We start from the raw sequence: 23,313 nt of genomic DNA, 5'->3' as shown, positions 1-23,313 counted from the left end.
GTTACAATCGAGCAAATATGTACCCGATCGTCGTTACTTATTGGGTGGCCGACGAACCGGGCGTATGCACTGGAACGTCCTCTCCCGGCCCGCAATACAGGCCCAGAAACGGGCGCTCGTCAAGACGCTCTGTTATCGGTTGGTCATGCTTCTGATCACCGTCACCGTTGCCTGGGCGGTCGTCGGCGATGTCGGTGCGGCACTGAATATCGGACTCGTAACGAACCTCGTGAAAACCGGCACGTATTATATCTACGAGCGAACGTGGGCCCATATTAGCTGGGGCGTGACGACCTGAGAGCAGCGAATCGGCGGACAGCGGGCGACCCACGTGTCAAAGAACCACCTGCAGCAGACGTAACCGACGCACTGAAGGTCACCACCTTCGAGGAGTGACGTGATGGCCGACGAATTGAAGCGACGGCTCGTCCACGCCAGCGGCTCCGGATTGGTCGCCCTCTATCTGCTCGCGAACGCGCTCGACCTCGGCCTCTCCTGGACGCGCTTTCGCATCCTGATGGTGGTCCTCGCCCTCGGTACGATCTTCCTCGAGTTCACGCGATTGCATCTCGAACTCGAGTGGTGGGTCTACCAGCGCCTCTACGAGACGTTGACTCGCGAGTACGAGCAAGAACAGTTCGCCGGATACGGGTATTACATGCTCAGCATGACGGTCGTCGTCTGTCTCTTCCAGCAGGCGATTGCCCTCCCGGCGATGTTGATGCTCTCGCTCGGCGACCCGATCAGCGGAACCGTTTCGGACGACACGCTAAAGCGGGTCAAGGGACCGAAGGTACTGGGAACGATGTTCCTCGTCAGCGCGATCATCGCGACGCCGTTTCTCTACGAGACGCCGCTGGCCGTGGTCGCGGCGGCGCTCGGGGCGACGGTCGCGGACGGCGTGACGGTGCAGTTCGGTGACTACATCGTCGACGACAATCTGACGATTCCGATCTACGCGGGCGTGCTCGCGTGGCTGGTCGTCACGTTCGTTTGACGGCTGAGTACCGGCTCTCCGTGGGAACGGCACAACACGCTGTTTTCGGTACGCGTTGACGTGCTTAGACCGCGACGCCGAGTTCGTCGAGTTCAGTTTCGGAGTACGCCGCGCGCAGTTCATCGAGGCTGTGCTCGTCGCGGACGGCCGCCCGTTCCTCGGCGGTCAGGTCGTCGACGGATGCGAAGCAGTGACACATTGCGGAGGAGACTACGGCGCGCTGGGACAAAAAGGGTGGCGGCGTTCGGCCTCAAGCCGTGTACGGAGGTTATCGTTCAGCGGGATAGTCTCCTGAGAACGGTCGATTCAGATGATGCGTTTACTTCCACCCCGCTTTCTCAATCCTTAACCGCAACCGCATCGAATCGGCCGCCAATGGCAGCACAGGACGAGGAGACGCCGTCGATCGAGCACCCCTTGCTCGAACCGAATTTTCTCGAGCGCCGCCTCTACCAGTTGAAACTCGCCGGAACGGCCGCGAACGACCACACGCTCGTCTGCCTTCCGACCGGGCTGGGAAAGACCACCGTGAGCCTGCTCGTGACGGCGCGCCGGCTCGAGGAGGTCGGCGGCACCGCACTGATGCTCGCACCGACGAAACCCCTCGTCCAGCAACACGCCGACTTCTACCGCGAGGCGCTCCAGATCTCGGACACCGACGAGCGGAACTCGTCGAGCGATCAGAACGCAGAGCGTTCTGAAAACGAGGAGATCGTCGTCTTCACGGGCGACGTGAGCCCGGACGACCGCGCCGAACTGTGGGCGGACGCCACGGTCGTGATGGCCACCCCGCAGGTGATCGAGAACGACCTCGTCGGGGGCCGCATCTCGCTTTCCGACGTGACCCACCTGACGTTCGACGAGTGCCACCGCGCGACCGGCGACTACGCCTACAACTACATCGCCGAGCGCTATCACGAAGACGCCCGCGACCCGCTCGTCACCGGCATGTCGGCCTCACCCGGCGGCGACGAGGAGGCCATCCTCGAGGTCTGTGAGAACCTCGGGCTGCAGGAGGTCGAGGTGATGACCGAGGAGGACGCCGACGTCGACGAGTTCACCCACGACACCGAGGTCGAGTGGGAACGGATCGACTTGCCCGATGACGTACTCGAGATTCGGGACGCCCTAAACGAGGTGATCAAAGACCGCCTCGAGAAGCTGAAAGAGTTGGGGGTTGCGAAGTCGACGCAACCGGATCAGTCCCAGAAGGATCTGAACAAAATGCGCGCCGAGTTGCAGCAGTTGATCAACAACGACCAGTCGGAGGGGTTCGAGGGGATGTCGATCCACGCGGAGGTGATGAAGCTCCGCCAGGCCGTCACGCTCGTCGAAACCCAGAGCGTCGAGGCGCTGCGGCGGTACTTCGACCGCCAGCGCAACCAGGCCCGCTCGTCGGGGGCGTCGAAGGCCAGCCAGCGGATGGTCTCGGACCCGCGCGTTCGCGAAGCCATGCGGAAGGCCGAGAGTTTCAGCGAGTTACACCCCAAATACCGAAAGACCCGGATGCTACTCGCGGAAACGCTCGGGATCGAGGACGGCGAGCGCGTGATCGTGTTCACCGAATCGCGCGACACGGCCGAGGCGCTGACGGAGTTTCTCGCAGAGAGCTGTGACGCCAAACGGTTCGTCGGCCAGGGCGACCGCGAGGGTTCGGACGGGATGACCCAGAAACAACAACAGGAAGTCTTAGACGAGTTCCGCGCGGGCGAGTTCGAGGTGCTCGTCTCGACGTCAGTCGCCGAGGAGGGCTTAGACGTGCCCGAGGTCGACCTCGTCCTGTTTTACGAACCCGTTCCCACGGCGATTCGGTCCATCCAGCGCAAGGGCCGGACGGGTCGCCAGTCCGAGGGCCGCGTCGTCGTGCTCATGGCCGAAGACACCCGCGACGAGGCCTACTTCTGGATCTCCCGCCGGCGCGAGAAGGAGATGGAATCGGAACTGCGCGAGCTGAAGGGGATGACCGACGACATCGAGGACGAACTCGACGAGTCCCAGCAGTCGCTCGCGGATTTCGGCGGCGATGACGAGAGCCACACGACGACAGATGACAGCGGAGCGAAAGTAAACGCTAGCGGCGGAAAACCCGGTGCAGGCGGCGATGGTTCCAGTGGAAGCGAGGGGGGTTCGGAACGGCCCGGTCTCCGAGAGTTCGAACCTGACGAAGACGGCGACGATGGAGACGCCGCACCGGCAGTCGAAACCCACGAACCCGCGGCCGAGGGCGACGCCGTCGAAATCGTCGCCGACCAGCGCGAGATGGACGCCAACATCGCCCGCGAACTCTCGCGCCGTGAGGAAATCGAGGTTCGACTCGAAACCCTCGACGTGGGCGACTACGTCTGCTCGGATCGCGTCGTCGTCGAACGGAAGTCCGTCGCCGACTTCGTCGATTCGCTCGTCGGGGGCGACCGATCGGTCTTCGAGCAGGTGGGCGCGATGGCTCGCCATTACTCCCGACCCATCGTCGTCGTCGAAGGTGACGGGCTGTACGATCAGCGTGACATTCACCCGAACGCCGTACGGGGAGCACTCTCGAGTCTCGCCGTGGACTTCGGTGCGAGCGTGCTTCGCACCGAAGGCGAGGACGAGACGACCGAACTGCTCGCGGTGATCGCGAGCCGGGAGCAGGACCTCACGGACCGCGAGGTATCGGTTCACGGCGAGAAACAGTCCAAGACGCTCGGCGAACAACAGGAGTACGTCGTCGCCTCGATCGCCGAAATCGGCCCGGTTACGGCCCGGTCGCTGCTCGACGAGTTCGGCACCGTCGAAGCCGTGATGATCGCCAGCGAAGAGGAGTTACAGGCGGCCGACGGCGTCGGGACGGTGACGGCCGAGCGGATTCGAGAGGTTATCGGCAGCGAGTACAGCGGCTGATGGCCCGTCGGTGAGTATTGTTCGAGACGTTGTGGGTCGAGAGCGGTCAGTCGCTCACGTCGGACGTGATGCCGTCCTCCTCATCGGAGTCGGGAACGGAGTCCTGTTCTCGGCCCTGACCGCGCTCGGCATCGCCTTCCGCGCGGTCGACGAATCGTTCGGCCGCGTAGATGCTTCCGACGCCGAGTGCGGCACCCGCCACGACGTCGAGCAGCCAGTGAATGCCGAGATACATCGTCGAGAAAACGACACCGGCGGTCACGAACGCCGCAATCGGGAACCACCGCGGATACTCTCGGCGTGATCGCCAGGCGAACACGAGGACGACGACCGCCAGCGACGTGTGCAGCGACGGGAACACGTCGGTGTTCGCCGAAACGGCCCCCGTGAGATCCTGCGTGGACGGGTAGAAGTCATACATCAGGCCGTCGACCGTCGACAGGTGATTCCGCGGCCCGTACGCGATGAACAGCGTATAACAGATCGCACCGAGGAAGTAGTTGAGGAGGTACGCGATGAGGAGTTCCTTGAGGTGTCGCTGGGACGGTAACAGGAAATAGAGGATCGGTGCCGTCACGACGAGAAACGGGAATCCGAACATGTACATCACCGAGAAGAACTCCAGGGTAGCCCCGGGGACGGCGTGCTGAAGATCCGCGACGAACTCGCCTTCGATGGCGTAGAGTTCAGCGGTGATGTCCCAGTCGAGCGCGTGGGATAGTTCGACGCTGTACTCGTGGGTCGCCCGTTTGGTTACAAAGAACAGCGCTGCAGCGCCGAGATAGGGGGCGACGGTTCGGAGTCTGGGCCCGAACTCACTGGCCGTCCGACGAATCTGTCGGGGTTCGAGACAGAGCAGGCACGTTATCGACAGCCCAGTGAGAACGGTGAGAGCGGTCAAAACCGCCATCGAGATAAGCGCCATGTGTCGTACCAATCATATTCATCGATTCAGTTAAAGATACTTTCGGATAAGTGTGCATGGATATATCAGGGAAATCCAAGCGACCGGCCCGTTCGGCAGGCCGCGAGTGGCGTCGAATCGAGGACGAGCGACTACCCAGTTCGGGCCCGGGGTTAGCCCTCGTAGCCGGCATACTCCATCAGGTCCGCGAAAACGTCGGTGTCCATCGCATCACGGTAGACGATCCCCGTCACCATTCCACCGGGGTAGACCCGGCCGTTCATCGCGTGATTGACCTTGTGACAGTGCAGGAGGTAGATGCCGGGATCGGCGTCGGCGGTGAACTCGATCGTGTGGCGCTCTGCGGGCGCGATGTTCGTGACATCGTGGTCGTACTGGGCGGCCTTCGGGACCTGGCCGCCGTCCTTCTCGACGAGTCGGAACCGGTGGTTGTGCGTGTGCATCGGGTGGGACATGTACCCCGCGTTGACGATATGCAACCGGACGGTATCGCCATGGTCGACGATGATGGGTGATCCGGCTTCGGGATGGAGCGTCCGTGGAAGGCTCTTCCCGTTGATCGTGAAGACATCCGGGTTGCGATTGCGCGGACTGTAGTCGACGTCCTCGCCGGCGAACTGCCGATTGAGCCGCGAATCCCAGTCCTTGACGGTGAAGAAGTACTCTTTGTCAGCCGGTTCGTACCCCTTCGGATCGACCCGGAAGATGCCGTACATTCCCATGTCGATGTGGTGGTGGGTCTGGTAGTGGCAATGATACAGGTGCGTCCCCGGGACGTTCGCCGGAATCGTGTACGTGTGTTTCTCGTCGGGACCGACCTGAATCCCCGTCGTCGTCGGTACCCCGTCGTTCTCCCAGGTCTTGCTCACGCCGTGGAAGTGTAGCGTGTGTGGATGGACGTTCCCCGTGTTGTCCAACGTCACTTCGATATCGTTACCCTCCGTCGTCCGAAGGATCGGCCCCGGAACGCTCGGTTCGCCCTCGTCGGCCTGAAACGCCCAGACCTGCGGCAACTCGACCGGCCCGCCCATCGAATCGAGCGGATGGACCGCGTGGCGGGCCGTCACCGACCGCAGCGTCACGCTCCCGCCCCGTTCGTCCACCTGCACGACCTCGGGTGAACTCGTCCACGGAAGCGACGACTCCTCGTCATCCCCAGTTTCCGCAGCCGGCTGTGACTCCTCGGACGATGGCGTCTCGGACTCGCCAAGCCGACTCATACAGCCGGCCAGCGCCGTCATCCCACCCGTTGCAGCGACCAGTTCGCGCCGCGACATGTCGAACCCCGGAGCACCAATGCGATCGGTCATACATGTCAGCGTTGGAATCGACGGTGAATAATGGCGCTCGACGGTTCTTACAGGGAAAGAATTGCTCGAATACGTTCGCCGGTACGCTTATGATGTCTGAGAAATCCCCGCTGGACGACCGACAAGAGAAGCAGCTACCCATCGAGAACCGCCGTGGAAACCGGACCGCGATCAGCGAAGCGTCGACAACGTCTCGCTCGCCTCTCGGGCCGCTTCCAGACACGCCGTCGCGTAGCGCGGGTCGTCCGTCGCCGCAGCCTCCCCCGCGAACTTCTCGAGTGCCCGCCGAAGCGACTCCCTGGCCGCCTCGAGTTCGCTGTCACCGTCGGTCGAGCGGCGGGGTGTACCAGTACCGGTGCCGGTGCCGGCGGGCGCGTCAGACCCGGCGGCGTCGACGCGTGAACTCGAGCGCCGGTCCGGCGTCGATGGCTGATGCGATGGAGCCGCCGTGGCGGGTTGTCGCGGCTGTGTCGGCTCGACCGTCTCGGTGGTTGGCTCGTCGGTTGGCTCGGCGCGATCGGAAACGTCAGCGCCTCGATCGGGGTCAAGTTGCTCCCGGGGACGTTCGGAACCGTGCGTTCGCATCCGGTTCCGTCGAGCGCTGTCATCGGCGTCGGGTTCGCCAGCAGCGTCCCGCTCATCCGATTCGCCGTTCCGGTCGGCCGCCGGGTCCTCGCCGGCAGCGCGTTCGGTTGCCGCACCGTCCGCCGGTTCGGCTTCGAGTTCAGTTCCCTGGACGGCGTCAGGGTTGCCGTGGCAACTGGGGCAGAACGTGGTGCCGTCCTGCTGGAAGAGCGGGTCGCCGCAGGTGCCACAGTGAGAGTTCGTCATCGTGGCACCCTTGAGTAGCAGATCGCTCATGCGCTGGGTGGCCTCCCGTTCGGCCTTGTCGCGTTCGTACTTCTCACGAAGTTTCTCGCGCTCGGCTTCCTTGTCGAAGTCGCTCATATCCACCATAACGCGGTCAACGCTCGAAAAAGCTGCGAACGAGGACGGGCGCAGGGGCGAGGGCGAGAGGCAGGAGCGGGCCAGCGGGCCGGCAGACCCGTGGGCCGGCACGTATACTGAACTCGTGCTAAGTGGTATCTCGTGCCAAGTGGGAGACGGAGCAGTTACTCGGTGCGGCGATACATGGCCTTCGAGTGCGGGCGCGTGTCCTCGAAGCCGAACGCCTCGTAGAATCCGTCGACGTCGGCGACCAAATTGACGTACGCTCGCGGCGGTGCTTGCGCCTCCAGATAGTCGTCGAGTCGGCGCATAATGCGCGTGCCGAGGCCCTGTCCCTGGTGGTCGGGGTGGACGGCGATATCGGTGATCTGGAAGACGGTGCCACCGTCGCCGACGATCCGTCCCATGCCCACCGGGTCGCCGGTCGGCTCGTGGACGACGGTGACGCCGAAGACGGAGTTCGGCAGGCCGCGTTCGATACCCTCTCGCGACCGGGAGGGTAAGCCGGCGGCCTCGCGCAGCGCGGCGAACGTTTCGGGATCGGGTACCGCCTCGCGGATCGCGTAGGCGTCCGCTCGGGCTTCCGAGTTCGGGTCGGACATAGCACACCGGACGCGGAGAGTGATAAAATCGGTACCGGTTGTCCGCCGCTCACCGGTTGCCGGCCGCCGGTCGACGACCACCAGCTACGACTCGCGCCGATCGCCTACGGCTCCCCGTCGACCGCCGCTTCCACGGCATCGACCGCAGCCGCGGGCGTCTCGACCGTCTCGATTTCGACTCCCGCAACGTCGTGCGTATCGAGGCCCACGATCGGCCGGTCGTAAATGCCCGCAAAGCCGATCTCCGACAGCGTGCCGACGCCGCCCGACAACGCGATAACCGCATCGCCGTTCAACGGCACCAGCGCGTTTCGCGCGTGTCCGAGCCCGGTCGCGATCACCACGTCGACGAACTCGTTGGCCAGACTCCGGTCAGCCCCCGGCAGAATCCCGATGGTCGTCCCACGCTCCGCAGCGGCCCCGCGACAGACCGCCTCCATCGTCCCGCCGCGGCCCCCGCAGACGACCGTGTGCCCTCTGGCACCGAGTTCGCGGCCGACCGCCGCCGCGGTTTCGACCTCCTCGTCCGTGATCGTGCCGCCGCCGATGACGCTCACGCGCATGTGTAAACTGCCCACCACTGGGAGACTGGCGGCTATAGAAGCACCGGTTTCGACGGATTTAACGTGTATACAAGCGCACCACGAGATGGTATGACGAAAGTTAGCGTGATCGGTGCGGCCGGCACCGTCGGGGCCGCTGCAGGGTACAACATCGCGCTCCGGGACGTTGCGGACGAACTCGTGTTCGTCGACATCCCGGACAAGGAAGACGACACGATCGGTCAGGCCGCCGACGCGAACCACGGCATCGCCTACGACTCGAACACGACGATTCGGCAGGGCGACTACGCCGACACCGAGGGGTCGGACGTCGTCGTCATCACGGCCGGCATCCCGCGCCAGCCCGGCCAGACCCGGATCGACCTCGCGGGCGACAACGCGCCGATCATGGAGGATATCGGCTCCTCCGTGGCGGAGTACAACGACGACTTCATCACCGTCACCACGTCGAACCCCGTCGACCTGCTGAACCGCCACCTCTACGAGACGGGCGAGCGCGCCCGAGAGAAGGTGATCGGCTTCGGCGGCCGCCTTGACTCCGCCCGATTCCGCTACGTGATCTCCCAGCGTTACGACGCCCCTGTCCAGAACGTCGAGGCGACCATCCTCGGCGAGCACGGCGACGCGCAGGTCCCCGTCTTCTCGAAGGTCCGCGTCGACGGCCAGGACCACGAGTTCAGCGACGACGAGAAGAACGAACTCTTGGAGGAACTCCAGACTTCGGCGATGAACGTCATCGAGAAGAAGGGCGCGACGGAGTGGGGCCCGGCGACCGGCGTCGGCCACATGGTCGAGGCGATCCTCCGCGATACGGGCGAGGTACTTCCGGCGAGCGTGAAACTCGAGGGCGAGTTCGGCCACGAAGAGACGGCCTTCGGCGTGCCCGCGAAGCTGGGATCGAACGGCGTCGAGGAGATCGTCGAGTGGGAGCTGACCGAGTTCGAGCGCAACGAACTCGGCGAGGCGGCGGAGAAGCTCTCGGAGCAGTACGAGAAGATCGCCTGAACCGGAGACGCTACGCCGATCCGGCAGATGCAGGGATGGATTCGGACGTCGATCCGGACCTGGATCGCGACGCAGATACGGACCCAGATATAGGCGCAGATACGGGCCCGGAATCCGTTCGGGTTCCAACCATCTCACGCACGTTTTCGTCGAGTTCGTCTCCAGTCGGGTGTACCGGATCCTAACCGAAAGGATCAACGCGGATTCCGACCAGTAAGATCGTGTGACAGTACCGGAACCCACATACGACGCCGTTCTCTTCGACAACGACGGCGTCCTCGTCGAACCCCCGTCGGCCGATACCCAATCCGAGGCGGCACGGGCCGCGTTTCGAGCGGTCGGCGTCGACGATCCCAGCCGGCAGCACGTCGACGCCATCGTCAGCGGCGTCACGCCCGCCGTGCTGGACGAGATTTGCACCGCGTACGATCTCGACGCCGAGACGTTCTGGGAGGCGCGCGAGCGCCACGACGAAGCGTTCCAACTCGACGCGTTCAGAGACGGCACGCGAGGGTGCTACGACGATATCACCTCGATTGCCGACCTCCCGGTCGACTGCGGCGTCGTGAGCAACAACCACCACAGCACGATCGAGTTCATCCTGACGTTTTTCGAACTCGGGGCGCTCTTCGAGACCCACTACGGGCGCGAGATGACGGTCGAAAGTCTCCGGTTGAAGAAACCGAACACGCACTACCTAGAGCGGGCGCTGGCCGATCTCGAGGCGGAGTCGGCGCTTTACGTCGGCGACAGCGAGAGCGATATCGTCGCGGCCGAGCGCGCCGGACTCGACTCGGTGTTCGTTCGCCGAGCGCACTGTCGTGACGTTACGTTCGAAACGTCTCCGACCTACGAAGTGGAGGATCTGCACGATGTGGTGGCACGGGTCTGTAGCTGAGACGATCAACTCGTTCGCTATCGTTTCCGAACTCGGGTCTCGACCGATCCTGGATCAAGCGTTACACCGAGCGATGGCTCGAGAGTTGGAGTGACGCACTCGAACTCGACGCGGCGCATAATAGATGCGAGCGCGAGCTGTAGTTCGACCATTGCAAAGCGCATCCCAAGGCAATGACGGGGACCGCCGCCGAAGGGAAAGTACGCGTACTCGGGTCGGTCGGCGTCTACGAGCCAGCGTTCGGGGCAAAACGCTTCGGGATCCTCCCACCACCGATCGTCGCGGTGAATACCGTACACCGAGAGTTGCAGCGTTGTCCCGGACGAAATTCGAAACCCGGCAAGCGCCGTGTCCGTCAGGGGTTCGCGATAAATTCCAGTGACTGGGGGATAGAGTCGCATCGCCTCTCTGAGAACGGCTTCGGTGTAGTCGAGGCTCGCGAGATCGCCGGCATCCGGCTTCCGATCACCGCAGACAGCGGCGAGTTCGCGCTCGAGTTCGGTGTGGACTTGCGGATTGTCCGCGAGCAGCCAGCACGCGATTGCGAGCGTCGTCGCGGTCGTCTCGTGGCCGGCAAAGAGGAACGTGACGAGTTGATCTCGCACAGTTTCGGGGGAGAGTCGCGAGCCGTCCGGGTACACAGCCCGCGCCAGTATCGAGAGGAGATCCTCACCCGTCGAATCCGCCGAACGGCGGGTCTCGACGAGTTCCGTGGTGAGTGTTTCGAGGTCTGCCATCGCGTCCTCGTACTCGCGTTCGACGCGATCCGGCAGCCACGACGGCAGGATCGAACCCAGCGCGAGTCGCTTCGGAGACGCGTAGGTGTTCACGGCGTTCGCCGCCCGCCTGACGATCGTTGCGCGGTCGTCCTCGAGCGGAAGGTCGAACAGCGTTCGCGTGAGGATGCGAAGGGTGTACGTCGACATCGTGTCCCGGAGCGCGACTCTCTCACCGTCGTCCCAGTCGTCGACGAATGCATTCGCCTCTGCGACGATTTCGTCAGCGGCGGCGCGAACGTGATCGGGCGTAAACGACGATTGCAGTAACTTGCGCTGGCGACGCCACTGACTGTCCTCGGTGAACGCGATCCCCTCAGGGGCGACGAGTTCGCCAAAGGCAGTCTCGAACTCGCCCTTTCTGAACTCGTCCGAGCGCGAGACGAGAACCGTTTCGACGACGTGAGGATCAAAGACGAGCGCGAACTCGGTTCCGTACGCCCGATAGGAAGCGATATCGCCATATTCTCGAGCCGACTCGACGAACGAGAACGGATCCCGGGCGATCGATAGCGTACTCCCAATCAGCGGGAGTCCTCGCGGTCCCTGCGGTCGGTCTGCGGTCGAGAGATCAGTCTCCGAGGAACTCGTATCGTCGGCCTGCAGCGAGTGGGTATCGGTCTCAGTGGCGGAATCGGGTTCGGTATCAGTGCAGGGTTCGGTCTCGGACTCGGACATAACTGATAGTGAGACCGGGAGCTATGTCGACGTTCCCTCGAAGCACTGAACTTCTTTATATTGGTCCGGAATGTGTCGATATGCAGTCGACGGATCTGACCCTTCAGCTTCCGGAGCGGATGCAACTTCCAATTCCCACACCCGACGCCGAACTAGAGATTCACCGCGAGGAGTTGCTTTCGTGGCACGTCGACGCCGAGACGGAACGAGTGCGGTTCCTCTCACTGATCGTCGGCGACTGTGATGCAGTCCGAGAGACGGCGGTCGACCTGGATGTCGTCCATCGGTTCGAACTCATGCCGATCGATAGGGACACGTTCTACGCGTACGCCGTGATGGATGTCCGCGCTGCTGACGAAACGCTGCTGGGCGCGTTCGACGAACCCGGCCTTGTACTCGTTCCGCCAATTGTGTACACTGGACGAGAAACCGTTCACGTCACCGTACTCGGAGAATCCGACGCCCTCTCGGGACTGATCAACCGATTTCCGGAGGATATCGGCGTCGAAGTTGAGCGAGTGAGCGCTCACCAGCAAACAGCCGAGACGCTCGCTGGGCGGTTGACCGCACGGCAGTTCGAGGCGATGGAAACGGCTCGAGAAGCGGGGTACTACGACATTCCACGGACGGCGTCGCTTTCCGAGGTTGCGACAGCACTCGGGTGTTCGGAGAGTGCAGCCTCGACACTCCTCCGAACGGTCGAGTCGGAACTGGTGGATGCAGCACTGAACTACTAGCAAATCAACGTCAGTCAGGGAATCAACTGCTCGCCGTCATCGTCGTAAATCGTGATCGCATCGACCGGGCAGGTCCGGGCGGCGAACTTCGCATCGAGTTCAGCGTCGTCGGGAACGTCGCGGGCGAAAATGCCGTCGTCGACCTCCTCGCTTCCTTCGAGCGTCGCCTTGCCCTTCGATTTGTCCTCCTCGAAGGCGTCCCATTCGGCGACGCACTGGTACATCCCGATACAGGTGTCCTCGTCGAACTCGACTCGCATGGACGACGGTTGGTACGTCTTCGACATACCGTTTCCGGACCGACGCCCGGATAGAACGAGAAGTGCGGACCGGCGAGAAGTTCGCGACGGTGAACCCTCGAAAAGGGAGGACGGAGACGGAGCGGAAGTGATGAGAAACGGGCCGCCGCGACGTACACCAATGGATTGAACTGGTTCTAATAGCGGATCACTATTACGATGCGTGAAAACGGGACGGGTGACGGCGATCGACAGACTCGCTCGCGCCGGCGGATTATCGCGGCGGGCGCAGGGCTGCTCGGCATCGGTGCATTGACGACCAGCGTCCGGACGCAAGTCGCCGACTCACGGGCGAAGATGCAGAGTGGTTCCGACCAGTGGGTGTACGCGGACGGTTGTGAGACCGTCGATCACTGGGAGGCGACACTTGAAACGGCTGCCGCAGACTGGGAATCACGGTCGAGTTCGGAGCAGTACTGTTCGGTTCCATGTCAGTTGGTCGAGAACGAGCAGGTGGCGATCGGGCAACAGATCAGGATCGGACGCGAAGCGACGGCTGACGGGTTCGAAAACGCGGTGTACACCGTTGCGTCGAACCACGAGGGCGAGATGCTTCGACTGACTGCGAGCGGGCTCGATCGAATCGGAGCAAGCGATTCCTCGACGGGGGCGGTCGGCGCGCAGGCGGCCCACCCGGATTACGACACCCGACAAGCGGGGGAACTGAACGACGAGTTCGTCGAGTACGGTATCGAGGGTGACGGTGTTGTAGTGATCGCACCCCACGGCGGCTATATCGAATACGGGACGGACTTCCAGGCGTCCCGGGTCGCCGAAGCGGTCGACGGGGCGGGATGGATCTGTTCGGGGTTCAACGACGGCGGGGGCGCGTTCACCCGCTGGCACACGTACTCGACAGAACTCCACCGTCGATCGTTCCCCGCGCTGGATGCGTTGCTCGACCAGCAGTTCGACTGGAGCGTTGCCTTCCACGGGTACGCCGACGACGGCGTTCTCATCGGTGGAACCGCCGAACGCTCGGACAAAGACACCGTGAAAGACGCCATCGCGGAACGCCTGCCCGATCGAACGGTCGAGATCGTCGACCGTGACGCGACGGCCTACACCGGAGCGAACCCCGAGAACGTGCTCAACGAACTCGCCCCGATCGGACGGACGATCCAGATCGAACAGGCGACCGATATCAGACAGTCGGACTGGGCCGCGGTGGCCGACGGGGTTACGGACGCGATCGAAACGCTGCGCGCGTAAATCCGCTTGCTCGCGGACCCAGTCCATCGGGAATCCGTGAGCATGCGGCCAGATACCGCCTACCGTGGCGTTCGAGAATGACCATACTGTTTAGTGATCGGCACGAGAGGGACTACCCATGAATTCACGCCGACGGACGTCGTGTCGAGTCGATTTCGAACGACAACACTGCCGAGGACGATGGTAGATCTCGCGTTCTCGCTCGGCCGGCTTGCCGCCGCCCTCTTTCTCGTCGGGCTCAACGGCTTCTTCGTCGCCGCCGAGTTCGCCTACGTTCGGGTACGGGCGACAGCTGTCGAAACCCTCGTCGCGGAGGGAAGACGCGGCGCGGCGACGCTTCAGGAGGCGATGGACGACCTGGATTCCTACCTGGCAGTCACGCAACTGGGAATTACGCTCGCCTCGCTCGGACTCGGCTGGATCGGCGAACCCGCAGTCGCGTCGCTCATCCAACCGATCCTCGGCGAAGTCCTTCCGGACGGACTGATCCACTTCGTCGCCGTCGCGATCGGCTTCAGCGCCATCACGTTCCTCCACGTCGTGTTTGGCGAACTCGCACCGAAGACCATCGCCATCGCACAGGCCGAGCAGATCGCGCTGATCGTCGCCCTGCCGATGAAAGCCTTCTACTACGTGTTCATTCCGGGCATTATCGTCTTCAACGGGACGGCAAACGCCTTCACCCGACTACTCGGCGTTCCGCCCGTGTCCGAGACCGACGAGACGCTCTCCGAGGAGGAACTCCGCATGGCCCTCTCCCGCGCCGGTGAGGAAGGCAACGTCGCCACCGAAGAGGTGCAGATGGTCGAGCGCGTCTTCGAACTCGACGACGTGACGGTCCGCGAGGTGATGGTTCCCCGACCTGACGTGCACAGCGTTCCCGCCGACACTCCCCTCCCGGAACTCCGCCATCTCATCGTCGACGAGGGACACACTCGCTACCCCATCGTCGACGCGGACGACCCGGACCAGGTCGTCGGCCTCGTCGACGCCAAGGATGTCATCCGCGCGAGCGAGACGATTGCGGACGCCAGCGATTCGTCCACGCCGATCACCGCCGGTGAACTCGCGCGCGAGATGCCGGTCGTCCCGGAGACGACGACCGTCGGCGAACTCCTCGCGGAACTCCAGGAGGAACGAGCCCAGATGGCGGCCATCATCGACGAGTGGGGCGTCCTCGAGGGGATCGTTGCCATCGAAGATATCGTCGAGGTCGTCGTCGGCGACATCCGCGACGAGTTCGACGTGGCGGCCCGGGAGCCCTCGATCGACGACGAACAGCGTGCGGACGGGACGGTCGTCGACGGCGGTGTGACCCTCGCAGCGCTCAACGATGCGCTAAAAAGCGAGTTCGAGCACGATGCGGTCGAAACTGTCGGGGGATTGGTCCTCGATCGATTGGGTCGGCCGCCGGAGACCGGCGATCAGGTCACCATCGAAGGCTACGAGTTCGATGTGACGGCTGTCGAGGGGATGCGCGTCTCGACAGTCGTCGTTCGGCCGCAGTCGGAGTCTGAAACGGACGAGAACGATCCGAAACCGGATACGGAGGGCTGAGTATCGCGGTCCAACGGCATCGATCTCCCGTTCACCGAGGGCAACTGCTCGGCCGGCGAAAGGCGAGCACGACGCGACCCGGAAGACGACAGTTTAAACCCCGGGACGCGCCAATCACGGGTAATGAACGTCGAGGAGCTGTCGGGGCTCCCGCCCGGGGCGATTTCGCACTTCCAGCGGGACGGCATCGAGGAACTCTACCCGCCACAAGCCGAGGCCGTCGAGGCCGGTGCAACCGACGGGGAGAACCTCGTCGCCGCCGTCCCCACCGCCAGCGGCAAGACGATGATCGCCGCGCTGTCGATGCTCTCCGCCGTCAAACGCGGCGGGAAGGCGCTGTACATCGTCCCCCTGCGAGCCCTGGCCAGCGAGAAAAAGGCCGAGTTCGACGCCTACGAAGAGTTCGGCGTGACGACGGGCGTCGCGACCGGCAACTACGAGAGCACGAGCGACTGGCTCGCGACCAAGGACATCGTCGTCGCGACCAGCGAGAAGGTCGACTCGCTCGTGCGCAACGGCGCAGACTGGCTCTCCGATCTCACCTGCGTCGTCAGCGACGAGGTCCACCTCATCGACGACCGAAACCGCGGCCCGACGCTCGAAGTCACCCTCGCCAAACTCCGGCGGCTCAACCCGCAACTGCAGGTCGTCGCCCTCTCGGCGACCGTCGGTAACGCAGATGAACTCGCCGACTGGCTCGACGCCTCCCTCGTCGACACCGACTGGCGGCCGATCGACCTCCAGATGGGCGTCCACTACGGCAACGCCCTGAACTTCGACGACGGGTCGACCCGGGAGGTGCCCGTCGACGGCGGCGAGAAACAGGAGGCCGCGCTCGTCCGGGACATCCTGCAGGAGGGCGGTTCCTCGCTCGTCTTCGTGAACTCGCGGCGCAACGCAGAGGCCGCCGCTCGCCGTCTCGGGCAGGTCTCTAGCCGGGAGCTAACTGCCGGCGAGCGGGCCGACCTGGAGGAACTGGCCGCGGAAATCCGCGAGGACAGCGACACGGAAACGAGTCAGGATCTCGCCGACTGCGTCGAACGCGGGTCGGCCTTTCACCACGCCGGCCTCTCGAGTACCCAGCGCAGCCTGGTCGAAGACGCCTTCCGCGACCGTCACCTCAAAGTGATCTCCGCGACGCCGACGCTCGCCGCCGGCGTGAACACGCCCGCCCGCCGCGTCATCGTGCGCGACTGGCGGCGTTTCGACCCCAGCGCGGGCGGAATGTCGCCGCTCGACGTGCTCGAAGTCCACCAGATGATGGGCCGGGCCGGCCGCCCGGGGCTCGACCCCTACGGCGAGGCCGTCCTGCTCGCGAAAAACCACGACGAGAGCGAGGAACTGTTCGACCGGTACGTCTGGGCCGATCCGGAGCCGGTCCGCTCGAAACTGGCCGCCGAGCCCGCGCTGCGAACCCACGTGCTCGCGACCATCGCCTCCGGCTTCGCCCGCACGCGGGAGGGCCTCCTCGAGTTCCTCGAAGCGACCCTCTACGCCAGCCAGTCGAGCGAGGCCGGACGCCTCGAGCGAGTGACCGACGACGTGCTCGACTACCTCGAACGTAACGACTTCATCGACCGCGAGCGGCCACTCGCATCGGAGTCCAGCGGCGGATTAGAAGACACCCTCGGCACCGACGCCGACGCGGCGAGCGCGTTCACGTCGGCGGCCGATCTGGCCGACGGCGACGGGAGCGAGAGCGCGACCGGCCGGGACGAAGAACTCGAGGCCACCAGCCTCGGCCACACCGTCTCCCGGCTCTATCTCGATCCGATGAGCGCCGCCGAAATCGTCCACGGCCTCGACGACGCCGACGACCGCCCGACCGCCCTCGGCCTCTACCAACTCGTCTCGCGTACGCCCGACATGTACGAACTCTACTTGCGCTCGGGCGAAGACGAGAAGTTCGGCGAACTCTACTACGAGCGCGAGGCAGAACTGCTGGGCGACGCGCCTAGCGAGTTCGAGGAGGACCGCTTCGAGGACTGGCTCGCCGCGCTGAAGACGGGAAAGCTGCTCGAGGACTGGGCCACGGAGGACGACGAGGAGACGATCACCGAACGCTACAAGATCGGCCCCGGCGACCTCCGCGGCAAGGTCGACACCGCCGAGTGGCTGCTCGGAGCCGCCGAATCGCTCGCAGCCGAGATCGACAGCGAGTGGACCGTCGCCGTCCGCGAGGCCCGCACCCGCGTCGAACACGGCGTCGGCGAGGAACTCCTCGAACTCGTGTCAGTGAGCGGCATCGGTCGAAAGCGCGCCCGCCGGCTCTACGAGGCCGGCATCGAAGCGCCCGCGGATCTGCGAACGGCGGACAAGGGCGTCCTCTTGCACGTCCTGAAGGGCGAGAAGACGGCCGAGAACATCCTCGAAAGCGCCGGCCGCGAGGACCCCTCGATGGAGGGCGTCGAGCCGGTACCGGTCGACGCCGGAGCTGGTTCGGCAGCCGACTCGGGCGACAACGACGGAAGCGAGGGCACGACGACGAAACGCGAGCGCGACGGCGAAGCGGACGACGACCAAGCCAGCCTGGGTGACTTCTGATGGACCTGCTCGAATGCCGTCTCGACATCGACGATCTCGATTCGTTCGTCGCGGACCTGACCGCGATCGGCGAGCGAGACGGCGCGACGCTCCAGGCCTTCGACGCGCGATACGTCGCCGACCGCGCGCACCTCGAACGCGCCGTCGAACGCGCCGACCGCGCGACCGACCGGGGCGAGAACGTCGCCCACGACCGCGCCGTCGAGATCCTCCTGTACGCCGCCGGTCGCCGCCAGATCGACCGCGCACTCGAGATGGGCGTCGACGAGGGCGAGAATCGAGCCGTCGTGCTCATCGACCACGCCGGCCCCAAAAACGAGAGCAACCTCGACGCCGCCCGCACCGCGGTGACCGAACTCGAGGCGTTCGCGGGAGCCGAGCCGACGCTCGATCAGCAAGACGAAGACGTTCTGCAGACGTTCTTCGACATCACGGACGCCGAACGGGCCGCGACGGACGCCTCGCTCGCGGCGCTGGTCGGCGAGCGCGTGGCCCTACTCGACGTTGGAAAGTAAGCACTCGCGACCCACTCGGTGGGCCGGCAGCAATTGGCTGGTAGCGACGGTATACTCTTGGTCGTTCCCGTCGAAACGCCGACGACACCACGGATGGCTACGCTCGAGGACCCCATCGATATCGGCGGCCTCACGGTCCCGAACCGACTCTATCGCGCCCCGCTACTCGAGTGTGCGGGCAACGGCCCTGACGCCGTCGACACGCTGATTGACGACCTCGAACCAGCCGCCGAATCCGGGGTCGGCCTCATCTGCCAGGGCGCAACCATCGTCCGCGGTGAGGGCGGCTGCGCCGCACCCGGCATGACCCGCGTCCACGACCCCGCGTTCGTCTCCCAGCTCTCGCGGCTGACCGACCGCATCCACGACCACGGCAGCCGTATCGTCCTCCAACTCGAACACGGCGGCCTCCGGAGCATGGAAACCTGGCACGCCGAGTTCAGGCGAGCAAATCCCGAACTCGAACAGCTCGCCGTCTCGACGCCGCCCTGGCAACTGCGAGTGCTGGACCGGCTAGGATTCCTCGCGTTCGAGCCGCACGTACTCTCGACCGACGAGGTCTACGAACTCGCGGCCGACTTCGGCCGCGCGGCGGCGTGCGCGGTCGAGGCGGGTTACGACGGCATCCACCTCGCGGGAGCGAACATGGGGATCGTCCAGCAGTTCCTCTCGCCGTTCTACAACCGCCGCGAGGACGAGTTCGGCGGCTCGCCCGAGGCCCGCCTCGAGTTCCTCGCGCTGGTTCACGACGAGATTCGAGAGCGAGCGGGAGACGTGCCGCTGCTGACGAAGGTGCCGGCGGAGACCCCCGCCCCGCCCGTCGTCCGCCGGAAACTCTCGCTGGGAGACGGCGTTGAACTCGCGCGGCGGGTCGAACGGATCGGCTACGACGCAGTGGTGCCGGTTCAAACGTCGGTCGTCTGGGACATGAGTATCATCCGCGGCGAGTATCCGGATCGGGCGTGGGAAAACGAACGGCTACAGGAGGAGTACGACGCAGCGTTCGGCGGCGCGACCCGGAAGCGACTCGTCGCGCTCGCCAACCGCGTGCAGTCGCTGCAGTACGACTTCGAACCGGCGTGGAACGAGGACTTCTGCCGACGGGTCCGCGAGCGGGTGTTGATTCCGGTGCTCGCAGAGGGCGGGATTCGCGACCGCACGGAGATGGATCGTCTGCTCGGCTCCGGTCGGGAACTCGACGGCGACGGTAACGACGACGGCACCGGCACCGGCACCGGTGCAACTGACGCCGACCCCGCCTGCGACATGGTCGGCATGGCCCGCCCGTTCTACGCCGAACCCCGACTTGGCGCGCGACTGCTCGGCGGCGCGACTGGCTCCGACAACGCCACCGATACCAACGACAACAGCAACAGTAACAGCGACACCGCCAGCGCACTCTGTAAAAACTGCAACAACTGTACCGTTCCCCAGGTGACCGGTGCGCCCGGCATGTGTCGAACGCCGAGCGTCCTTCGCGAACGAGGTGAACTCGATCGGGAGGGAGCCTACGATTAGGCCTCGAAGTCGGCGCTAACGGCGTTGTTCGTCAGTTCTTCGAGCGACCCTTCGACCGTGTAATCGGGGGCTTTGACGCTGAACTGGGTATCGAGCGCGCCGGAATAATGGAGTTGCAGGGAGTAGGAGCCGTCATCGCCAATCGGTGCCGCTTCCAAGCGATCGGCATCGACCTGCTCGAGCATAACCATCTTACCGGCGTCGGCGGTGGACTGCCCTTCAATCTGGTAGGTAGTCTGTTTGTCATCGACATCCGAACCTTCGAGCGGGTAGCCGCGGTCCCTCCATTCACGGAAGCCTTCATCGAGGGCGTACACCTCCTCATATCCGTCGTCGATCAATGCCGCAGCACGTAATCCAGAAAGATTGTGTGGGCATCCACAGTAGGTCACGATCCGCTCGTCCTCGGACCAGTCTACGACTGGATCGTTGTCGGGAGTGTACGGGGGTGCGCTGCTCAGCACCGACCCGGCGACGCGTTCGCTCTGGTACTGATCGGACCCGCGTGCGTCGGCCATCCGCGCCTCCTGTCGCTGGTACCAGTAGAAGACATCGTCGATCGGTGCCAGCGGCACCTCCACGCCATCGAACGTCTGCGTCTGGTATGCGCCAGTGTCGATCGAACGCTCTTCGGGCACCGTCTCCGGTTCCGGACCGTATCCACCAGTGTCGTCGGCGTCGACAGTCACGTTTCCGTTCCCGCCTGCGTTTCCAGGCCCATTGCCACCGCTATTGTCGAGACACCCGCCGACACCCATGACGGCCGCCGTCGATCCAACTACGAGAAACTGCCGTCGGTCCATTGACGAACGATACGTGCGTTGACCCAATATGCGTTCTGGTCGGAACGAACTCAGCCACAAACCCCTTCGTTTCAACTGGAGATCCGGAGACGGTACTGTCGAAGAACTCGAAGTGAAATGCGAGAGAAGTAGTCCCCACAGGATTCGAACCTGTGTCGAAGCCCCCAGAAGGCTTCAGGATTGGCCACTACCCCAGGGGACTGCGCTGCGACAGATGGTTGGATTCGACCCTATTTATGATTGTCGGGTTGGAGTTCAGCGGAATCGCAGTCAGGCGGATCGGCGTGCTCGAGGCGGTGGCAGTTCGCACAGAGGACGATACACCGCTCGATCTCCGCACGGATGCTCGACTTGGAATGGCCGTTGACGACCATCGTTGCAATACCGTGGTTCTTCTCGTCTGGATGATGAAAGTCCAAACACGGCGGTCGGCCTTCGCCGCATCGTTCGCACTCACAGTGGCGATCCTTATACGCATAGAGCCAGTGTCGAATCTCCGATCGACGGCGGTCTTTGCGCTCAATGCGCTCCTCTCGATTTTTGTAGTACCAGCGTTGCTGTCCCGTAAGCTCTGTCCATTCTACGTCGGCAGGGAGTTCCACCCAATCCGGTTTCGGCTGGATCGGATGGTCGCCGGAGACACACGGATCGAACGTTTCCAATCCCGCGCGCTCCTTTGCCGCATTCCAGCCGCCCATCACGTCCATAATCGTCGCAGACGCCGGCCGCAACCCGAGTGCTTCGTACTGCGCTTTCGTCGGGGATTCACCCAGTTGCTCGGCGGCTCGTCGTAACGAGTCGAGACACTCCGCTTCGGTCGTCACACCCAGTTTGCTGCGGATTTGTATATAAACGTCAGTACCGCTCCGGCAATCGTTCAGCGCGAGTTCGAACCGATACCACTATTCCGCCCACCGGTTCACATTCGGGCATGAGTACGTACGTCGGACGATTCGTCGTCGTCGGGCCCGAGGTCGGCGCGTACCGCGTCTCCTCGCGCTCGTTCCCGAACCGCGAGATCACCGCCAGAGAGGACGCGCTCACGGTGGGTCCCACGGCAGATGCCCCGGAAACGGACAATCCATACGTCTCCTACAACTGCCTGCGGATCGTCGACACGCCGACCGGCCAGACGGCCGCGTTCGGCAACGGCTCGCACGTCGATCCGATCGCGGAGAAACTCGAACGCGGCTACCCGGCCCGCGACGCGCTCGCCGAGAGCCTGCTCGCACTCGATTACGAAAAGGACGACTACAACACCCCCCGGATCGCGGCGACGATCGGTGACGACGGCGAGGCGCTGATCGGCACCGTTCGCAAGGACGCGCTGCTCGTCGAACCCGTCGACGAACCGACGCTCGTTGCGACCTACGAGAAGAACGCGCCCGAACCGATCGAGTTCAGCGCCGACACCGCCGCGGCGGCGGCGAGCGAGAGTTACGGTCTCGAATTCGAACACGCGGTCTGTGCGGCGGGTGTGGCACGGACTGATGACGGGTTCGAGACGGCGATCGAAAACGGAGACTAGCGCTTCTCGCCGGGTTCTCGCTGCCGGGATCCGTGATCACGGATCCCGAATCCCGAATCCCGAATCACGAATCACGGCTAACCTACAAACGGCTTCGGATAGCTATAGTGGCACATGAAGGTCGGGCTCATCTCGGATATCCACGGCAATCGGGTCGCACTCGAAACCGTACTCGAAGAGATGCCGCCGGTCGATGAACTCGTCTGTGCGGGCGACGTGGTCGGGTACAATCCCTGGCCGGGCGACTGTATCGACGAGTTGCGCCGGCGAGACGTGCCGACTGTGCTCGGGAACCACGACGACGCCGTCGTCGGGGAGACGCCGTTTCGGTTCAACGGAATGGCCCGTGCGGGGGTCGAGTACGCGAACGCGGAACTCGCGGCGGACCAACTGGCGTGGCTCGGTGAGCTACCGACGGAACGAACCGAGTGCGGCGGGCGCGTCAAACTGGTGCATGGCCATCCTGACGATCCGCATCGCTATGCCCGGTATACGTATCCGGACGAGTTCAGCGCGGGCTTGCTCGGCGATGAGGACGTGCTGGTGCTCGGGCATACGCACGTACAGGGGGCCAAACAGTACGGGGATGGCATCGTCGTTAATCCGGGAAGCGTCGGCCAACCGCGAGACGGTGATCCGCGGGCGGGCTATGCGGTGGTCGATCTGGCGGCGCTGACCGTCGAAACGCACCGCGTCGAGTACGACATCGAGGCGGTCCAGCAGGCGGTCACGGAGGCGGGGCTTCCGGAGCGAATCGGAACGCGACTCGCTCGCGGGGAGTAAGTCACAGAGGGTGCAGGTGTGTCGTCCGGCGTCAGCGGTGTCAGGGGGCGACAGCAGTGTCACGGAGCGTGTGAGGATATCGCTGACGGCGCGGTGGCACGGAGAATGGGTCGAATCGAATCCTTTAGGCGGGCCACGGGTAAAGTTGCGAGTATGGTTGTTACCGGCGACCTCGCGTGTAGGGACAGGACGCAACCGACTCACGTTGAGGTCCGGTGTTGTCGGTCCATCCGGT

General features: G+C 64.1%; 23 protein-coding genes. 13 read left to right on the top strand and 10 right to left on the bottom strand.

The annotated features are described in order from the left end of the window. Nucleotides 1-64 precede the first annotated feature (64 nt). Nucleotides 65-298, top strand: coding sequence for a DUF2061 domain-containing protein (locus C480_RS08910; protein WP_006110876.1), 234 nt, complete (start codon nt 65-67; stop codon nt 296-298). 102 nt (nt 299-400) lie between these two features. Then, a complete protein-coding gene (locus tag C480_RS08905; RefSeq protein WP_006665280.1) occupies nt 401-997 on the top strand; it encodes a diacylglycerol/polyprenol kinase family protein in 597 nt (198 codons plus the stop codon). A 64-nt stretch (nt 998-1,061) separates the two neighbouring features. Here the strand turns inward: C480_RS08905 and C480_RS24520 are convergent, their stop codons facing one another. After that, nucleotides 1,062-1,196 (bottom strand): hypothetical protein, encoded by a 135-nt coding sequence (locus C480_RS24520; RefSeq protein WP_006665279.1) that lies wholly within the window; start codon nt 1,194-1,196, stop codon nt 1,062-1,064. 176 nt (nt 1,197-1,372) lie between these two features. On the opposite strand from C480_RS24520, the gene C480_RS08900 reads away from it, so the two are divergent. Next, a complete protein-coding gene (locus C480_RS08900; RefSeq protein WP_006665278.1) occupies nt 1,373-3,877 on the top strand; it encodes a DEAD/DEAH box helicase in 2,505 nt (834 codons plus the stop codon). Between the two features lie 46 nt (nt 3,878-3,923). Here the strand turns inward: C480_RS08900 and C480_RS08895 are convergent, their stop codons facing one another. From C480_RS08895 to C480_RS08875, 5 genes are all read right to left on the bottom strand, one after another. Next, entirely contained in the window at nt 3,924-4,802 is an 879-nt protein-coding gene (locus C480_RS08895; RefSeq protein ID WP_006665277.1) for a phosphatase PAP2 family protein, read from the bottom strand. A 152-nt stretch (nt 4,803-4,954) separates the two neighbouring features. Next, entirely contained in the window at nt 4,955-6,112 is a 1,158-nt protein-coding gene (locus C480_RS08890) for a multicopper oxidase domain-containing protein (protein ID WP_006665276.1), read from the bottom strand. Nucleotides 6,113-6,283: 171 nt separating this feature from the next. Continuing rightward, a complete protein-coding gene (locus tag C480_RS08885; protein ID WP_049903488.1) occupies nt 6,284-7,060 on the bottom strand; it encodes an Sjogren's syndrome/scleroderma autoantigen 1 family protein in 777 nt (258 codons plus the stop codon). A 164-nt stretch (nt 7,061-7,224) separates the two neighbouring features. Further along, nucleotides 7,225-7,662, bottom strand: coding sequence for a GNAT family N-acetyltransferase (locus C480_RS08880; RefSeq protein ID WP_049903474.1), 438 nt, complete (start codon nt 7,660-7,662; stop codon nt 7,225-7,227). 104 nt (nt 7,663-7,766) lie between these two features. Then, the gene (locus C480_RS08875) at nt 7,767-8,225 is read right to left on the bottom strand and encodes a TIGR00725 family protein (protein ID WP_006665273.1); all 459 of its coding nucleotides are present in this window, start codon (nt 8,223-8,225) and stop codon (nt 7,767-7,769) included. A 90-nt stretch (nt 8,226-8,315) separates the two neighbouring features. Here C480_RS08875 and mdh point away from each other — a divergent pair, with 90 nt between their 5' ends. Together mdh and C480_RS08865 are read left to right on the top strand one after the other, a co-directional pair. Then, nucleotides 8,316-9,230, top strand: coding sequence for a malate dehydrogenase (mdh, locus tag C480_RS08870; protein ID WP_006665272.1), 915 nt, complete (start codon nt 8,316-8,318; stop codon nt 9,228-9,230). Between the two features lie 223 nt (nt 9,231-9,453). Further along, complete coding sequence (locus C480_RS08865; RefSeq protein WP_006665271.1) at nt 9,454-10,128, top strand: HAD family hydrolase; 675 nt, start codon at nt 9,454-9,456, stop codon at nt 10,126-10,128. A gap of 17 nt (nt 10,129-10,145) precedes the next feature. Here the strand turns inward: C480_RS08865 and C480_RS08860 are convergent, their stop codons facing one another. Continuing rightward, a complete protein-coding gene (locus C480_RS08860; RefSeq protein ID WP_006665270.1) occupies nt 10,146-11,582 on the bottom strand; it encodes a cytochrome P450 in 1,437 nt (478 codons plus the stop codon). A gap of 80 nt (nt 11,583-11,662) precedes the next feature. Here C480_RS08860 and C480_RS08855 point away from each other — a divergent pair, with 80 nt between their 5' ends. Beyond that, a complete protein-coding gene (locus C480_RS08855) occupies nt 11,663-12,319 on the top strand; it encodes a helix-turn-helix domain-containing protein (protein ID WP_006665269.1) in 657 nt (218 codons plus the stop codon). Between the two features lie 14 nt (nt 12,320-12,333). On the opposite strand, the gene C480_RS08850 is transcribed toward C480_RS08855, so the two are convergent. Beyond that, entirely contained in the window at nt 12,334-12,579 is a 246-nt protein-coding gene (locus C480_RS08850) for a ferredoxin (protein ID WP_006665268.1), read from the bottom strand. Between the two features lie 198 nt (nt 12,580-12,777). Between C480_RS08850 and C480_RS08845 the strand changes: the two genes are divergently transcribed. The 5 genes from C480_RS08845 (at nt 12,778) to C480_RS08825 (ending at nt 19,964) form a co-directional block, all read left to right on the top strand. Continuing rightward, a complete protein-coding gene (locus tag C480_RS08845; RefSeq protein WP_006665267.1) occupies nt 12,778-13,830 on the top strand; it encodes a poly-gamma-glutamate hydrolase family protein in 1,053 nt (350 codons plus the stop codon). 180 nt (nt 13,831-14,010) lie between these two features. After that, on the top strand, nt 14,011-15,387 hold the full coding sequence (locus tag C480_RS08840) for a hemolysin family protein (RefSeq protein ID WP_006665266.1): 1,377 nt from the start codon (nt 14,011-14,013) through the stop codon (nt 15,385-15,387). A 123-nt stretch (nt 15,388-15,510) separates the two neighbouring features. Further along, the gene (locus C480_RS08835; RefSeq protein ID WP_006665265.1) at nt 15,511-17,931 is read left to right on the top strand and encodes an ATP-dependent DNA helicase; all 2,421 of its coding nucleotides are present in this window, start codon (nt 15,511-15,513) and stop codon (nt 17,929-17,931) included. Further along, nucleotides 17,931-18,446: a KEOPS complex subunit Cgi121 gene (cgi121, locus tag C480_RS08830; protein WP_006665264.1), complete on the top strand. Its 516-nt coding sequence runs from the start codon at nt 17,931-17,933 to the stop codon at nt 18,444-18,446. Before C480_RS08835 ends, cgi121 begins: the two co-directional genes overlap by 1 nt. A gap of 93 nt (nt 18,447-18,539) precedes the next feature. Beyond that, nucleotides 18,540-19,964 carry an oxidoreductase gene (locus C480_RS08825; protein ID WP_049903473.1) on the top strand — a complete coding sequence of 475 codons (1,425 nt, stop codon included), beginning with the start codon at nt 18,540-18,542 and terminating at the stop codon, nt 19,962-19,964. Here C480_RS08825 and C480_RS08820 read toward each other — a convergent pair. Both C480_RS08820 and C480_RS08810 read right to left on the bottom strand, forming a co-directional pair. Next, on the bottom strand, nt 19,961-20,767 hold the full coding sequence (locus C480_RS08820) for a rhodanese-like domain-containing protein (protein ID WP_006665262.1): 807 nt from the start codon (nt 20,765-20,767) through the stop codon (nt 19,961-19,963). The genes C480_RS08825 and C480_RS08820 overlap by 4 nt on opposite strands. Before the next feature lie 230 nt (nt 20,768-20,997). Then, nucleotides 20,998-21,591: a homing endonuclease associated repeat-containing protein gene (locus C480_RS08810; protein ID WP_006665261.1), complete on the bottom strand. Its 594-nt coding sequence runs from the start codon at nt 21,589-21,591 to the stop codon at nt 20,998-21,000. A 107-nt stretch (nt 21,592-21,698) separates the two neighbouring features. On the opposite strand from C480_RS08810, the gene C480_RS08805 reads away from it, so the two are divergent. Both C480_RS08805 and C480_RS08800 read left to right on the top strand, forming a co-directional pair. Next, nucleotides 21,699-22,295 (top strand): IMP cyclohydrolase, encoded by a 597-nt coding sequence (locus tag C480_RS08805; protein WP_006665260.1) that lies wholly within the window; start codon nt 21,699-21,701, stop codon nt 22,293-22,295. A gap of 114 nt (nt 22,296-22,409) precedes the next feature. Continuing rightward, entirely contained in the window at nt 22,410-23,078 is a 669-nt protein-coding gene (locus tag C480_RS08800; RefSeq protein WP_006665259.1) for a metallophosphoesterase family protein, read from the top strand. Nucleotides 23,079-23,313: the final 235 nt, after the last annotated feature.

This window comes from Natrialba aegyptia DSM 13077 (assembly GCF_000337535.1).
In the GTDB taxonomy this organism is placed as follows: domain Archaea; phylum Halobacteriota; class Halobacteria; order Halobacteriales; family Natrialbaceae; genus Natrialba; species Natrialba aegyptia.
Note: the sequence above shows the minus strand (reverse complement) of the source record. Positions and strands in the feature narration are given on the sequence as shown.

What these genes read in the sequence shown, in the direction of transcription:
- mdh (WP_006665272.1), top strand. Translation starts at nt 8,316, where the DNA reads ATGACGAAAGTTAGCGTGATCGGTGCGGCCGGCACCGTCGGGGCCGCT.
- C480_RS08900 (WP_006665278.1), top strand. Translation starts at nt 1,373, where the DNA reads ATGGCAGCACAGGACGAGGAGACGCCGTCGATCGAGCACCCCTTGCTC.
- C480_RS08840 (WP_006665266.1), top strand. Translation starts at nt 14,011, where the DNA reads ATGGTAGATCTCGCGTTCTCGCTCGGCCGGCTTGCCGCCGCCCTCTTT.
- C480_RS08890 (WP_006665276.1), bottom strand. Translation starts at nt 6,112, where the DNA reads ATGACCGATCGCATTGGTGCTCCGGGGTTCGACATGTCGCGGCGCGAA.
- C480_RS08850 (WP_006665268.1), bottom strand. Translation starts at nt 12,579, where the DNA reads ATGCGAGTCGAGTTCGACGAGGACACCTGTATCGGGATGTACCAGTGC.
- C480_RS08860 (WP_006665270.1), bottom strand. Translation starts at nt 11,582, where the DNA reads ATGTCCGAGTCCGAGACCGAACCCTGCACTGATACCGAACCCGATTCC.
- C480_RS08875 (WP_006665273.1), bottom strand. Translation starts at nt 8,225, where the DNA reads ATGCGCGTGAGCGTCATCGGCGGCGGCACGATCACGGACGAGGAGGTC.
- C480_RS08880 (WP_049903474.1), bottom strand. Translation starts at nt 7,662, where the DNA reads ATGTCCGACCCGAACTCGGAAGCCCGAGCGGACGCCTACGCGATCCGC.
- C480_RS08800 (WP_006665259.1), top strand. Translation starts at nt 22,410, where the DNA reads ATGAAGGTCGGGCTCATCTCGGATATCCACGGCAATCGGGTCGCACTC.
- C480_RS08835 (WP_006665265.1), top strand. Translation starts at nt 15,511, where the DNA reads ATGAACGTCGAGGAGCTGTCGGGGCTCCCGCCCGGGGCGATTTCGCAC.
- C480_RS08855 (WP_006665269.1), top strand. Translation starts at nt 11,663, where the DNA reads ATGCAGTCGACGGATCTGACCCTTCAGCTTCCGGAGCGGATGCAACTT.
- C480_RS08910 (WP_006110876.1), top strand. Translation starts at nt 65, where the DNA reads ATGCACTGGAACGTCCTCTCCCGGCCCGCAATACAGGCCCAGAAACGG.
- C480_RS08825 (WP_049903473.1), top strand. Translation starts at nt 18,540, where the DNA reads ATGGCTACGCTCGAGGACCCCATCGATATCGGCGGCCTCACGGTCCCG.
- C480_RS08905 (WP_006665280.1), top strand. Translation starts at nt 401, where the DNA reads ATGGCCGACGAATTGAAGCGACGGCTCGTCCACGCCAGCGGCTCCGGA.
- C480_RS08820 (WP_006665262.1), bottom strand. Translation starts at nt 20,767, where the DNA reads ATGGACCGACGGCAGTTTCTCGTAGTTGGATCGACGGCGGCCGTCATG.
- C480_RS08805 (WP_006665260.1), top strand. Translation starts at nt 21,699, where the DNA reads ATGAGTACGTACGTCGGACGATTCGTCGTCGTCGGGCCCGAGGTCGGC.
- cgi121 (WP_006665264.1), top strand. Translation starts at nt 17,931, where the DNA reads ATGGACCTGCTCGAATGCCGTCTCGACATCGACGATCTCGATTCGTTC.
- C480_RS08895 (WP_006665277.1), bottom strand. Translation starts at nt 4,802, where the DNA reads ATGGCGCTTATCTCGATGGCGGTTTTGACCGCTCTCACCGTTCTCACT.
- C480_RS08885 (WP_049903488.1), bottom strand. Translation starts at nt 7,060, where the DNA reads ATGAGCGACTTCGACAAGGAAGCCGAGCGCGAGAAACTTCGTGAGAAG.
- C480_RS08845 (WP_006665267.1), top strand. Translation starts at nt 12,778, where the DNA reads ATGCGTGAAAACGGGACGGGTGACGGCGATCGACAGACTCGCTCGCGC.
- C480_RS24520 (WP_006665279.1), bottom strand. Translation starts at nt 1,196, where the DNA reads ATGTGTCACTGCTTCGCATCCGTCGACGACCTGACCGCCGAGGAACGG.